The following is a 12,458-nucleotide window of genomic DNA, read 5'->3' on the forward strand; positions in this document are numbered from 1 at the left end:
CGAGCTTCGACCAGCCGGTGCGCACCACTCGCGTCCCGCAGAGGAGTCGGCCCCCTGAGGCGAAGCTAGCGCAGTCGGGCCGTTGCGATGTGGATCCTGAAGCCGCAGGGGACGGTGCCCTCCGGTGTTGTCATGTCGCGCGCGCCGGCGAAGAAGGCGTCCCGCAGGCGGTCCACGGCCGGGCCGTCGAGCGGCCCGAGGTCGTAGAGGCCCGAGACGGTGGCCCACACCTGTTCGACCGGCCCGCTCAGGTCGATGGGAACCGTCTCCCACTCCACCGCCGTGAAGCCCGCCGGCGTGAGCACCCCGTCGAGTCCGTCGCGGCTGCGCGTCCTCCTGTCTCCCAGCGCCGGGATCCGCTGCGCGGCGGGTGCCCGGGCGATCGTGTCCCGCAGCAGCCCGAGGAACCGGTCATAGGCCTCGCCACCGACCGCCCCGCCTCCCAGTACGCACGCCAGGACGCCGCCGGGTGCCAGGACACGGGCGGCCTCTGCCGCGACGCGCTCGATGTCGCCCATCAGCATCAGCGCCAGGTGGGACACGCAGGCGTCGAAGCTGTCGTCGGCGAAGGGGAGGGCCTGGGCCCGGCCCTCCTCCAGCCTGGCTCCGGCGAGCGCTGGCCGGCGCCGCGCCAGTGCCAGGGATTCCGGAGAGAGGTCCAGGCCCGCGAGCTGTCTCCGCCCGCCCTCCCGGGCCAGGAAGTCGAGTAGCAGGCCGTCCCCGCAACCCAGGTCCAGGACGCGTTCACACCCGGCGACCCGGTCGCACAACAGCTCATAGCTGGACCGGCCATCCGGAGCACGGCCGTGGGCGAACGCCTCCGCGGTCACCGCCGGATGCGCGGCGTGGAACGCCTGCAGGAACGCTTCTTGCGATGCGGTGCTCGTCGTGGTCGTCACGGGACCAACCTATGACCCCGGCCGCTTCTGCGAGAATGATCGTTTGGATCGTGTGGGGTGACGAGTATGCGTACGTGGACGAGGGCTGCGCTGGGCGCGGCCGGCGCGCTGGCCGCCGTAGCCGTGCTGACCGGGTGCGACGGGCCGGGCTCGGGGAAGGCCGGCGGATCCGGCGGGTCCCCCTCGGGGCAGCCGGGGCAGCCGGGGAAGGCGGGCGCCGCGGGGGTGAAGAGGACGTACCGCCTGGGTGAGGCGGGGCCGTTGCACGAGAGCCCGAAGCTCAACTCGCAGGACGCGCGGTTCACGGTGACGCCGCAGGAGGTGCGCACCGGTACCGAGGCGGACCTGCAGAACTCCGGTCTGCGCAAGGACGACAAGGACGGTCCGCAGATCCCCGTCTTCGTCTGGTCGACGCTCACCCACAAGAGCGGTACGCCCATGGAACTCGGGGACATGGACCAGGACATCATGATCAGGACGGAGTCCGGCCTGCGGACGCGTGCCCTGATCGTCATGATGGGCTCGGCGAAGTGGGCCGACTGCCCGCCCGTGCAGACCACCAAGATCCTGGGTCCGGGCCAGTCGGAGAAGGTCTGCACCGCGTTCCTCATCCCGGCCGGGCAGAAGCCGGCGGCGGTCGAGCTGTTCCGCGGGTACAACGCGGAACCGGCGCAGTGGCCGCTCGGTGGCTGAGGCGGGGAGGGGGAGGATGCTCGGGGGCAGCGGTGAGGAATCGTCGATGGGCCACCGCGATTCCCCGTACGCCGCGCGTCTGGCCGCCTACAAGACCGTGGCGACCGGTCTGTCGCTGCTGAGCGACCGGCGGCTCGGCGACCTCGTGGCGTCCGCCCGCCCGGCCGGGTCCGGCGTCGGCGGCAGGTCGGCGGAGCTGGACGTCGACGGGACACGGGTCTTCGTCAAAAGGGTGCCGTTGACGGACCTGGAGATGCGGCCGGAGAACGTACGGTCCACCGCGAACCTCTTCGGTCTGCCGATGTACTACCAGTACGGCGTGGGCTCGGCCGGGTTCGGCGCCTGGCGGGAGCTGGCGGTCCACACCATGACCACCAACTGGGTCCTGGGGAGGGAGTACGGGGCCTTCCCGCTCATGTACCACTGGCGCGTCCTGCCCGACACCCCTCCCGAGGGGTTCATGGACGAGCTCGGGGGCATCGACGGAGCGGTCGCATATTGGGACGGCTCCCCGGCGGTCCGCGAGCGGTTGGAGGCCATCGGCCGGTCCTCCCACAGCCTGGTGCTCTTCCTTGAGCACGTGCCGCAGACCCTCGGTGCGTGGCTGCACGAGCAGCGACTGGACGCCTCGCCGGCCGGCCCCGGCTCCCCTTGCTCCTGGGTGGAGGACGCCCTGGCGCGCGGGGCGGCGTTCATGAGCTCGCGCGGGCTCGTGCACTTCGACGCCCACTTCGACAACGTCCTGACCGACGGCCGGCAGATCTACTTCGCCGACTTCGGACTGGCCCTGAGCTCCGGCTTCGAACTCGCGCCGGACGAGAGGCAGTTCCTGTCGGACCACCTCGCGTACGACCGCCACCACACCGCGGGCCATCTGCTCCGCCGGCACCTCGTCGACCGCCTCCGGGGCGCGACGGAAAGGGACGCGTTCCTGAAGGAGTGGATCGCGGGCCGAAGGCCGGACGGGGTGCCGCCGGAGATCGCGGCGATCATCGAACGGCACGTCCGGACCGCCGTGATCCTGTACGGCTTCTACGGCAGGCTGCTCAGGGAGAGCAAGCGGACGCCGTTCCCGGCGGCCGAGCTCGACCGCGCCGCGGCCGCCGGGACGACACGCGCGTGAGGGACGCGGCCACCCCGGACCGCGCCCCCGCCGCCCCGCCGCCGCCCGGCAGGTCCGCCGTCCTCGTCGTCGAGGGAGGCGATCCGGTCCAGACGCACCCGCGAGCGCGTGGGCGTCCCGTCGCGCGCCGTCCCCGTGGCGGCGGACCGGTTGTTGTCCGTTGTCGGCGCTGTCGTAGGCTCCGCGCAGTGATCGACCGGGCACGAGGGACGGTCGAACCGCGACCGGGAGGCCACGGAGCCCCGATGGATCCGGGAGGCGAACGAAGAACTGGGATGAGGCGTAAGGGACATGGGGAACATGCGTGCAGCGGCCGCGGCAGCTACGGCGGCTTGTATCCTCGCGGGGGTCTCGGGCTGCGGTCGGGCCACGCTGTCCGGGAGCCCTGGGATACCGGCCGAAGTGAGCACCGTGAGCCACGACGCCGCCACCACCGAGGAGCACCGCCGCGTCGTCGAGGCCTACTGGACCGGCGGAGCCATGGCCGAGGTGGCCCGGGGTGACGCCAAGGACGATCTGGTCCAGCCGGCCTGGACGGGCGGCGGATCGATAGCCCGTACGGTCGGCCGGTTGTACGCCTCGTCGGGAGTGGACGGCGGCTCGGGTGCGTGCACGGCAACCGTTGTGGGGGTCCGTACGGTGATCACCGCCGCGCACTGTGTCAGGACGTCGACCGAGGGGACACCTGCGCGCGCCGCCGCCTGGGATCAGAACCTCCTGTTCGTGCCGGGCTACCAGGGTGGGGCGGGGCCGCACGGCGGCTTCACGGTTCGCCGGGTACGGATGGCCGAGGATTGGCAGACCGGCGGAAGAGATGTCGCGATGCTGGAGATGAACCCCGACACCGACGGACGGAACATCTCCGACGTCGTCGGAGCACAGCCCATATCATTCACCGCGCAACCTGGCACGCCCGCGCACTTCTTCGGCTACCCCTACACGGACCGGGTGCTGCACTGCTCGGGCGCCACCACCTGGGCGGCCCGCAGGACGATGGTGCGCGTTCCCTGCGTGATGGGGGTGGGGTCCAGCGGCGGCCCGTACCTCTCGGGCGACTCGGCGGAGGGCAGCGTCGTCGCGGTGAACGTCAGCGGTGATGAGCACGCAAGCTACGGAACAGCTCTCGGCGCATTCGCACAGGACCTCTACCAGCAGTCCGAGCACGGCTGACGAGCCGGCCTCCGCCCTGCGAGAACGTAGCACCGCTGGAGTGTCGCGGGTGGCGGGCCGCTGCGGTGATCTCGGGGTGGTCTTCCTGAGGGATCCCCCCAAGCGGGCTCCTGAAGGGCGTCGGGTGGTCTCGGTGGGGTGATGTGGGTCAGCGGCCGAAGAGGGAGGTCAGGGGCAGGCCGTGGCGGGTGCGCAGGCGGTGTATCTCCCATAGCGACAGGGCGGTCACGGACAGCGGGCCGCCGAGCATGAAGGTGTAGAGCACGAGGGGCGGTGCGGCCACGTCCGGGCCGTCGAACAGCTGGAAGCCGAAGAGCGACCAGACCAGCAGCGGTGAGAGCAGGGCCGGCAGCAGCTCGTGCACGTCCCCCATGCGGAAGCAGCCGTTCAGGCCGACGACGGCGGCGGTGAGGGTGAAGAGCACCGCTATGACGAAGACGCCGGCGCAGACCACGGCGGCGGCCGCGAACAACAGGAAGACCAGCAGACCGGTGATGATCGTGCCCAGGAACGTACCGAAGAATCCGAAGGTGATGTCGTGCGCGCCCAAGTCCGAGGGCGAGACGATGTCACCGCTGAGGGCCGCCACCATCAGCCAGATCACACCGGCTCCGAGCAGCGGCGCGCCGAGGGCCATCAGGGGGCCCGGGAGGCGTCGAACGTACAAGCGTCGCAGGGGCGGGCGAGCCATCAGGATGCAGACGGTGACGCCGAGGATCCCGGTCACCACGACGATGCCGCAGCCGATCAGGAGTTCCGCCAGCTTGCCGAGCACGAAGCTCTGGCGGCCACTGCTCAGGGGGTAGGAGAGGAGGAGCCAGACGGTGGCCGCCATGCCCAGTGCCGTCCGGATGCCCTGTACCCAGGTGATGACCGGGTCCTCGATGCGGTCCGGACCGGAGGGGCCGGCCACGGCCCGGGCGGCGGCTATGGGACTGGGAAGGGCGCCGGCCTGGGTGGTCAGGCGCTGACGGATCGTCAATTCAGTGCTCCGGAGGTGGTGTTGCAGGCCGCGAACGGGCACGTTCCCGTCCTTATTATCGTCGTTGCGACGATAATAAGGGATGTGGCAGCTGGCCCGGCCCGGCCCGGCCAGGGAGGGGAGGGGAGGATGGGCGGCATGACGAAGACCGCAGCCGACTACACCTGGTTCGAGAAGGACTTTCCCGACATCGCCGAGGCGTACTGCTTCACGCTGGTGCGGGGGCTGTCGCCCGCCGAGGTGGTGACGCGGCTCGACGGCCGGCCGGAGGCGCCCCTCCAGGGCATCGCCGCGGCCACCGACGCCGCCTTCGCCCAGTACGACCGAGCGGAGGGCGAACGCCAGCTGATCGCCATGGCGACCGTGGGGGACTGGGCCCTCCTGATCGAGCCCAACGGGTACCTCGGCGTCACCGAGGGCCGAGTGCTGCCGGCCTCCACCGGAACGAGCTGGATCTCGCACTTCGTCAACGTCAACGGCGTCGGCACGTTCCTCTGGGTCGAGGACCAGACCGTGCGCCTGTGCTTCGACCCCTTGTTCCCGGAGGACCGCTGGGGCATCGCAGCCGATGAACTCCTCGACGTCATGCGGCGGATCGGCTTCCCGCTCGACGAGGAACCGCCGGGAACGGACCTTTCCGCGTCGGCGGCGTTCGCCCTGGCCGAGCATCTGACCGGTGTGGCCGTCACCCCGGCACTGCTTCAGGGCGCGACCTTCACCTGTGCCACCGTCCGGATCCGGTAATGCTGCCGCACTTCGGCACCATGTTCAGGCCACTTCCCCGGTACCCGGGTCGGAACATTTCGCTCCGGTACTAGCGTTCGAACCCGGCGCGTCGCCCGTCCGCCGCGAGGCCGGGCGACGGCCGCAGGCTGGTGGGTGTCCCGGCGGAAGCCGCCCCGGGGCACCCACCGCTCCACCGCCGGGGTGGTGGTCAGTGGCGGGACGGCGTAGACCCCGCGCCGTCGTGGTCGTACACCGTCACCGCCACGCCCTTCGCGGAGAGGGCCTCGCTGATCAGTGGCTCCACGCGTGACCACTTGCCGCCGGCCAGTCCGCAGCCGATGCGGGGCATGTGGACCGAGGCGCCCAGTTCGAGAGCGTGGCCGGCGAGGGCGGTCAGGCAGCGTTCCAGGGCGTCGTAGCGGATCGGGACCCCCGAGCTGCCGGTGCGTATGCCCCGCTGGCCGATCATGTTGGCGACCCAGGTGTCCGGCCGGACCCGGACCAGCCGGACCGCACCGAGTCCGAAGTCGTTGCCGGCGCGGCCGCGGTGCCAGGCCCGGAAGTCCTTCTCGGGCTCGGGCCAGCGCCTGGATATCGCCAGCACGAAGCCCTTGCCCCAGCCGCCGAGATCGTTGCACACATGCGCGATGATCTTGGGTCCCTTGGCCTGCGGGCTGGTGGCATCCCCGGAGATGATCGTGATCGGCGTCATGTCACGAGCCTACGGGCGACCACTGACACCCCCGGGCCGGCGCCCGTCCGTCACCGGGTGGCCCAGGGCGCGGGCGTGGTCGGCTATCGTGTCGAAGTCCGCCTCCGGGTTGAGCGCGGCCACCGTGCGCGGGCGCAATGGGGCGCCCGCGAGCAGGGCGGTGACGGCCCGTCGGTCGACGGGACGGCCGTGGTAGTCCTGGGCGTCCTGGGCGAGGGCCTCGGCGCCGCCGTCCGCCAGCGCCTCGAAGAGCCAGTCGGCCCCGTCGGACTGCTGGGGCCCGAACTCCACGGGCCCGCACTCCCACGCCCCCGCGGCCGCGGCGCGCCACGCGCACACCGTCGCGTCGAAGAAGCCCTCGAAGTGGAGCTCCGGGTCCGCCGGATAGCGGGCCAGCGCGGCGGGCAGGCCGTCCAGCAGCCCCGGCCAGTGCGCCCGGGGCCATTCCCGCCACGGCGTGGCCTCGCACGCGTGGTCGAAGCCGTACAGGAAGGTCCCGGCCGGGTCGAAGACGATGCGGTACAGGTCACCGGAGGCGTTGTCCATCGTCGCCAGGTCCACGCCCGGGCGCCAGTTCGGGAGGTAGCCGTGTCTCGGGAAGGGGTCGTCGAGAAGGAGGCCGAGCAGCGCCAGGGCTCGGCAGCGGGTGCGCAGGGTCTCGGGTGTGGCCAGTACGGACACCAGTTCGCGGACCGTCATGCCGTTCATGCCGTTCATGCCCGTCATGGAACACGCCCGCGCTGACAACGTGAGCCGGCCGTGCGCCGCGCTTCAGGGCCGCAGGAGTGCGGGCATCGCGGTGGCGGGGAGGGAGGGGTTGGCGGCGGCCGCCTCGACGACCCGCTCGTCCTCGTCGGTCAGCAGCTGCACGACGACGGGGCCGGGGAGCTCCGGACGGGCGGCGGCGATGGCGCGGGACCGCGGGTCGGCGGCCAGGCAGGCGAGGAGGGCCCGGAGCGGTGCGTTCGGATGGCGGGCGATCTCGCGGAAGACCTTCCGCCCCGGACCCGGCCGGAGGGCCAGGCGCTCCAGGACGGTGGCCGTCGCGTCGGGGTTCGTGGCGACGGCCGACGCGACGCGGGTGCCGTGGCGGTCGATCATGGCCAGAAGCTGTGGCTCCGCCAGGCCCGGGTGCGGGGCGATCGCGCCGAGGACCTTCGCGTCCCGGTCGCGGGCGAGCGCGTCCCGTACCGCGTCCGGCAGGTCACGGCGCAGCGCGACGAGCCTGCGTACGCCCGCATCCGCCGACGCCGCGAGGGCGGCGAGCTCCGCCGGCGTGGCCGAGGAGATCCGGGGCAGCGGCCCGGAGCCCGGCTTCGCGGTGGCGGCGAGCGGCGCCAGCAGGTCCAGCGGCAGGCGCGGGTGATGTGCGAGGGAGCCCCGGACGTCGTGTCCGCCGTCCTCCGCCAGCCGGCGCATCAGGGCCTCGTCGATCGACGGGTTCCGCGCCAGTGCCGCGCGGACCATCGGTACCGGATCCCCGGCGAGCCGTTCGTAGACCGGACGCGGAAGCCCCTCGCGCGCGGCGACCGCTTCGCGCAGCAGCGCCGACGGGTCGTCCGCGAAACGGGCCACGGCCGCCGCCGGGGTTGCCGGATGGTGCAGTGCCTGCCATCGGACCTCGTGCACGGCGGACCGGTGGGACCGCCCGTCGCAGGCGTCCCCGGGCATGAGCGCGCAGTCCGTACGCGGACAGTCCCCGGCATGGACGAACGGCGTCTCCTCCTGGTCGCAGACCCGGCAGGACCGGACCGGCGGCAGCCCCTCGCCGCCGAGCAGCGCCGCCAATACCTCCGGCGGCGTCGACGCGTTGGCCGCGACCGACCGGCGGACCGCGGCGTGCGGGTGCCGCGCGAGCGCGGCGGCCAGCGGGGCCGGGGCCCACAGGGCGAACTCGGTGACGACCCGGACGTCGGGGTCGTCCGCGAGGCGACGGGCCACGTCCGGCGGGAGCCCGGGGCACTCGGCCAGCCACTCCCGGTGCCGCACGAGCGGATCCGTGGCGAACCGCCGCGCCCACGAGGGCGGGCCGGCCCCCCGGTCGAGCAGGGCGAGCGCGGCGAGCGGCTGCGTGGCCGGATCGACGTCCGACGGCCCGAGGCGGCCGTCGCGGGCCAGCCCGGCGGCCTCACCCTCGAACCGGGCCGCCAGCGCCAGCACCTGAGAACGGCTCAGGTCCGCGCGTTGCGCCAGCTCTGCGGCGAGGTCCTCGTCCGCCATGACGATCAGCCGGTCGAGGAGGTGGGACGGGAGGGCGGGGTTCACGGCAAGGCCGAGGAGCGCGGGATGCACCGGGTCATCCTGCTGCACGTACGGAGCGGTGCGCCTCCCCTTTCTTCCGCTGCCGGGCTCCGGCCCGCTCCGGCTCGGTGCGCTGGTCCACTGTGCGGTACTCGTCGGCGTCGGCGTCAGTCGCCGTGAGGGTGCGGGGGTGAGGGTGGGGTGATGCGGGAGGCGACGGTCGCGGCGAGTTGCGGGTCCTCGGCCAGCCAGGTGCCCAGGTGCTCCCGTACGGCCTCCGCCACGCGGTCGCGTACGTCGGCGTTCCCCAGCGCACCGCGGGTGGCACCGGTGAGCTCCGGCCGGTCGAGCTTCACCGAGACCACCGCCGTCAGGCCCCCGCTGATCCGGGCCGCGTCGAGACCGGGGTCCGTCGCCGTGATCAGCCCGCGCCGGCGGGCGAAGGCGGTGACCGCCGCGGTGAGCCCGGCGCGGAAGCCCTCCAGGTGCGTGCCGCCGCAGGGTGTGGGGGAGCTGTTGGCGAACGTACGGACCTCCTCGCCGGTGGCGCTGCCCCAGCTCAGGGCGACGTCGAGCGAGCCCGCCATCCGCGGCTCCTCCAGGGTGAGGCCGTGGATGTTCCCGTACGCGGACCCCGGGGTCCGTTGCCCGGCCAGGAAGGCGACGAAGTCCCGTGTGCCGCCCGGGAAGCGGAACCGTTCCGACCGGGCTCGGGCCGGCGACCGCTGGTCGGACAGGTGGATGTCGAGGCCGGGGTTGAGGAAGGCCAGTTCCCTGAAGCGGTCCGCCAGTGCGTCGAACGAGTGCTCCACCGTCTCGAAGACGTCGGTGTCGGGCCGGAAGGTGATGACGGTTCCGGGCGCGTCCGACGTGTGCGGCCCGTCCGGCGTGTGCGGCCCGTCCGGCGTGCGCGGGCCGTCCTGGGCGTGGGGGGCGTCCGCCGTCTCCGGTTCGATCGCGAAGCCGCGCTCGTAGCGGTGCACCCGGCGGGTGTGCCCGTGCCCGAACTCCGCCGTCAGCCGGCTCGACAGGGCGTTGGCGACGAAGGGGCCCATGCGCGAGCCGAAGCGGGTGAGCTCCACGAAGGTGCGGCTGCGCGGCAGCGGGTGGGCGCCCAGGTCGGCCAACAGGGCGTCGAGACCAGGGCCATGGGCGGCTTCGGCGCCGCCGTCCGGCGGAACCCGCAGGCCGTCGACGGCGATCCGTACCCACCCTCCCGGGGCGAGGGTGACGTCCACGCGGTCGGCGCGGCCGGCGAGGACCTCGTTCACCCCCCAGTCGCAGAGCTCGAACAGCTGGTGGTGCAGCCCGCGTTCGCCGGTCGAGCCGACGTACATCCCCGGCCGTCTCCGGATGGCCTCCCGAGGGTCCAGCACCTGGATGGGGGAGGCGTCGTACGTGGTCCGGTCCTCACTCACGAAGTCTCCTTCGGTAGCGTCCAGTAGACCTCCACAGCCTAGGGGGAATCCGGAGAAACGCCAGGTCAGAGCTGTTGTGGCGAGGGTCTGGGCGGCCCGGTGGACCCCTGCCGGGGCCTGGTGGGGCACAGGGGGCCTGGAGGCTCCCGGAGGACGGCCACGACCCTGTGGAGGCAGCCCGGGACACCGTTTCCGGGGGCCCTCGGGTCCCCGATTCAACCGGTTCGGTCGGTGGGGTACGGCTGCGGTCAGTGGCCGCCCCTCGGGGGCTCGCAGCCGGTGCCGTCGGGGTAGCCGCCGAAGGCCTCCGCCCTGGTGGAAGCACTGGTCATCGTCCCCTCCACGCACCAGGGGGAGGCGCCGACGTCGACGAGGAAGCCGACGCCGGTGAGGCCGTTCTGGTACGCCCGCACCTTCCCGGCGTCGTAGCCGAGGGCGGTGAGCGCGCCGCGGACGCTCTCGGGGGCGAAGTCGCCGCGTCGGCGGAGGGGTTCGAGGGCGCGCTCGACACGTCCGACGGCCGCGAGCCCGTCGCAGCGGCTCTGGCCGTGGAGGGGGAGGGGGACCCTGAAGGCGTGGTTCTCGGCGTAGTGGTCGGCGGGCGGGGCGGTCGGCGGGCCGGGTGTGCCGGTGTCCGAGGGGTCCGCCGGCGAGGGGGAGAGGGGGGTTGCGGGTATGGGGGGCGTCCCGGACGGCGCGGACTTCGCCGGCGCGGGGCTCTCGCCCGGGCAGGGGAAGTCCGCCGGTGCGCTCGGCGCGGCCGTAGCGGACGGCGCGGGACCCGAACCCCGGGCGGTAGCGGCAGCGTCCCCTCCCCGCTGCGTTCCGCACCCGGCCGTGAGCACGAGCACCACCGCCAACGGCAGCATCCCGAGCCGGTCCCGCGTCTTCCTGGAGGTCGTCATCCCCCGATCTTCCCCTGCGACGCGGCAGGGCGGTGAGGCGGATCCGGTCAGGCGCGCCCGAGTCGGCCCCGGGCCCGGACCGCCTCGCGCAGGCGGGCGGCCAGCGCGGCCGACTGGTCGGGCGACGGTGCCAGGACCCCGTTCTCCGTCATCAACGCGTGGAACTGCTGCTCGGCGTAGGGCACGCCCGGCGGCAGGGCGGCGATGTGCCAGTGGAGGTGCGCGTTGCCCTGCTGGCTGCCGAGCGAGTAGAGGTAGGTGCGCTCGGGCCCGCACACGGCCTCGACGGCGAGAGCCACCTCCCGGACGACCAGCATCAGCCGGCCGTAGGCCGCCTCGTCCAGATCCGCGTCCGGCGCACGTACGCGTCGAGGTCCATCGGCTGTCGGTCCATCGGCAGGCCCCCTCCGTAGGGAGGCAACAGTCTGCCGTCACCCGCCCTCGGGCGGAACCCGGGTGGCCTGGTGGTAGTACATCCGCCACTCGGCGTCCGCGTCCTGTCTCCGCCAGAGCGAGCTCCGGCGTGCGCGGGTTCCGCCGATCGTGGTCTCGTAGGTGAGGTGCACCAGACCGGGCGCCAGCACGACGCCGACCATCTCCGAGGGCTCATAGCGCGGGCCGTCCTCCGCCGCACCGGCCATCTCGGGCAGCGCGGCGAGCATCTCCTCGTACGTCCAACGCCGGCCCGAGGCGCCCACCTCCACGAAGTGGGGGTCGAGGAGCCGCCGGGCCGCCGCCTGCGACATGCGCACGCTGGGGTCCATCAGGCGCAACTCGCAAGCGATCGCTTCGCTCACCTCGTCGCTCACCTCGTCGTTCACCTCGTCGTTCACTCCGCTCATGCGTGCATGGGCCACATCGAGCTGATGCAGGCCCGGGGTACCGCTCAGCGGACGACGTCAAAGATCTGCTTCTGCAGGCCGTTGGCGTAGACCTCGTGCTCGACCAGCTTCAGCTTCTGGGCGTCCTTGTCCGTGGCGCTGAAGAGCCGCTTGCCCGCGCCGAGGAGCAGCGGGAAGACGAGCAGGTGGTAGCGGTCGACGAGGCCGGCGTCCGAGAGGGCGTGGTGGAGTGTGGCGCTGCCGTGGACGATGATCGGGCCGCCCTCGGTCTCCTTGAGCGCGGCGACCTCGTCGAGGGAGCGCAGGATCGTCGTCTCGCCCCAGTTCGTCACCAGGTCCTGCTCGGTGAGGGTGGTGGAGACGACGTACTTCGGCATCACCTTGTAGTCCGCGAAGTCGGGCATGTCGGGCCACACCGGGCTGAACGCCTCGTAGCTGGTCCGGCCCAGCAGCATCGCGGTGGCCTCCTTCTGCTCCGCGCCCTTGATGGCGAAGGCCTCGGGGAGGAACTCGATGTCCTTGAAGGTCCACCCGGAGTTGCGGTAGCCGGGCTCGCCGCCCGGGGCTTCGACGACGCCGTCGAGCGAGAGGAAAGCGGTGCTGATCAGGGTGCGCATCTGAGGTCCTCGGTGTCCTGTGGGGCGGTTGGGTCGTCCAGTCATGATCTCTGACTGCCGGTCGGGGAGAAACTCATCGGTCCTCGCGGCCCGATTTCCGACCGGCTATTTTGTGACGTGAGCCAGGTGA

The 12,458-nt window shown here is 72.6% G+C and carries 14 protein-coding genes; 4 read left to right on the forward strand and 10 right to left on the reverse strand.

Features of this window, described 5'->3' with window-relative positions; all coding sequences use genetic code 11:
- Positions 1–65 precede the first annotated feature (65 nt).
- Complete coding sequence (locus tag ACZ5NJ_RS04065; RefSeq protein ID WP_468762492.1) at positions 66–899, reverse strand: class I SAM-dependent methyltransferase; 834 nt, start codon at positions 897–899, stop codon at positions 66–68.
- A 66-nt stretch (positions 900–965) separates the two neighbouring features.
- Here ACZ5NJ_RS04065 and ACZ5NJ_RS04070 point away from each other — a divergent pair, with 66 nt between their 5' ends.
- The 3 genes from ACZ5NJ_RS04070 (at position 966) to ACZ5NJ_RS04080 (ending at position 3,885) form a co-directional block, all read left to right on the forward strand.
- Positions 966–1,592 (forward strand): hypothetical protein, encoded by a 627-nt coding sequence (locus ACZ5NJ_RS04070; protein ID WP_468762494.1) that lies wholly within the window; start codon positions 966–968, stop codon positions 1,590–1,592.
- 46 nt (positions 1,593–1,638) lie between these two features.
- A complete protein-coding gene (locus ACZ5NJ_RS04075; protein ID WP_468762497.1) occupies positions 1,639–2,715 on the forward strand; it encodes a protein kinase family protein in 1,077 nt (358 codons plus the stop codon).
- A 411-nt stretch (positions 2,716–3,126) separates the two neighbouring features.
- A complete protein-coding gene (locus ACZ5NJ_RS04080) occupies positions 3,127–3,885 on the forward strand; it encodes a trypsin-like serine peptidase (RefSeq protein ID WP_468762499.1) in 759 nt (252 codons plus the stop codon).
- A gap of 148 nt (positions 3,886–4,033) precedes the next feature.
- Here the strand turns inward: ACZ5NJ_RS04080 and ACZ5NJ_RS04085 are convergent, their stop codons facing one another.
- A complete protein-coding gene (locus tag ACZ5NJ_RS04085; protein WP_468762501.1) occupies positions 4,034–4,867 on the reverse strand; it encodes a hypothetical protein in 834 nt (277 codons plus the stop codon).
- Between the two features lie 138 nt (positions 4,868–5,005).
- Between ACZ5NJ_RS04085 and ACZ5NJ_RS04090 the strand changes: the two genes are divergently transcribed.
- Complete coding sequence (locus tag ACZ5NJ_RS04090; RefSeq protein WP_468762503.1) at positions 5,006–5,611, forward strand: DUF6461 domain-containing protein; 606 nt, start codon at positions 5,006–5,008, stop codon at positions 5,609–5,611.
- 190 nt (positions 5,612–5,801) lie between these two features.
- Here the strand turns inward: ACZ5NJ_RS04090 and ACZ5NJ_RS04095 are convergent, their stop codons facing one another.
- From ACZ5NJ_RS04095 to ACZ5NJ_RS04130, 8 genes are all read right to left on the reverse strand, one after another.
- Entirely contained in the window at positions 5,802–6,305 is a 504-nt protein-coding gene (locus tag ACZ5NJ_RS04095; RefSeq protein ID WP_468762505.1) for a macro domain-containing protein, read from the reverse strand.
- 9 nt (positions 6,306–6,314) lie between these two features.
- Positions 6,315–7,022 (reverse strand): hypothetical protein, encoded by a 708-nt coding sequence (locus ACZ5NJ_RS04100; RefSeq protein WP_468762507.1) that lies wholly within the window; start codon positions 7,020–7,022, stop codon positions 6,315–6,317.
- A gap of 54 nt (positions 7,023–7,076) precedes the next feature.
- Positions 7,077–8,597: a hypothetical protein gene (locus tag ACZ5NJ_RS04105; protein WP_468762509.1), complete on the reverse strand. Its 1,521-nt coding sequence runs from the start codon at positions 8,595–8,597 to the stop codon at positions 7,077–7,079.
- 116 nt (positions 8,598–8,713) lie between these two features.
- A complete protein-coding gene (locus tag ACZ5NJ_RS04110; protein WP_468762511.1) occupies positions 8,714–9,964 on the reverse strand; it encodes a DNA gyrase subunit B in 1,251 nt (416 codons plus the stop codon).
- Positions 9,965–10,212: 248 nt separating this feature from the next.
- Positions 10,213–10,869, reverse strand: a complete 657-nt coding sequence (locus tag ACZ5NJ_RS04115; RefSeq protein WP_468762513.1) for a hypothetical protein — start codon at positions 10,867–10,869, stop codon at positions 10,213–10,215.
- 47 nt (positions 10,870–10,916) lie between these two features.
- Complete coding sequence (locus ACZ5NJ_RS04120; RefSeq protein WP_468762515.1) at positions 10,917–11,186, reverse strand: hypothetical protein; 270 nt, start codon at positions 11,184–11,186, stop codon at positions 10,917–10,919.
- Positions 11,187–11,300: 114 nt separating this feature from the next.
- Entirely contained in the window at positions 11,301–11,711 is a 411-nt protein-coding gene (locus tag ACZ5NJ_RS04125) for a nuclear transport factor 2 family protein (RefSeq protein WP_468762517.1), read from the reverse strand.
- Positions 11,712–11,755: 44 nt separating this feature from the next.
- Positions 11,756–12,328, reverse strand: a complete 573-nt coding sequence (locus tag ACZ5NJ_RS04130; RefSeq protein WP_468762519.1) for a dihydrofolate reductase family protein — start codon at positions 12,326–12,328, stop codon at positions 11,756–11,758.
- Positions 12,329–12,458 lie beyond the last annotated feature (130 nt).

The sequence above is a fragment of the Streptomyces sp. NPDC032091 genome, assembly GCF_055580265.1.

Bases quoted from the DNA above. Each gene is read 5' to 3' on its own strand.
- ACZ5NJ_RS04070 (WP_468762494.1), top strand. From the start codon at position 966: ATGCGTACGTGGACGAGGGCTGCGCTGGGCGCGGCCGGCGCGCTGGCC.
- ACZ5NJ_RS04075 (WP_468762497.1), top strand. From the start codon at position 1,639: ATGGGCCACCGCGATTCCCCGTACGCCGCGCGTCTGGCCGCCTACAAG.
- ACZ5NJ_RS04090 (WP_468762503.1), top strand. From the start codon at position 5,006: ATGACGAAGACCGCAGCCGACTACACCTGGTTCGAGAAGGACTTTCCC.
- ACZ5NJ_RS04095 (WP_468762505.1), bottom strand. From the start codon at position 6,305: ATGACGCCGATCACGATCATCTCCGGGGATGCCACCAGCCCGCAGGCC.
- ACZ5NJ_RS04100 (WP_468762507.1), bottom strand. From the start codon at position 7,022: ATGAACGGCATGAACGGCATGACGGTCCGCGAACTGGTGTCCGTACTG.
- ACZ5NJ_RS04115 (WP_468762513.1), bottom strand. From the start codon at position 10,869: ATGACGACCTCCAGGAAGACGCGGGACCGGCTCGGGATGCTGCCGTTG.
- ACZ5NJ_RS04120 (WP_468762515.1), bottom strand. From the start codon at position 11,186: ATGCTGGTCGTCCGGGAGGTGGCTCTCGCCGTCGAGGCCGTGTGCGGG.
- ACZ5NJ_RS04125 (WP_468762517.1), bottom strand. From the start codon at position 11,711: ATGAGCGGAGTGAACGACGAGGTGAACGACGAGGTGAGCGACGAGGTG.
- ACZ5NJ_RS04130 (WP_468762519.1), bottom strand. From the start codon at position 12,328: ATGCGCACCCTGATCAGCACCGCTTTCCTCTCGCTCGACGGCGTCGTC.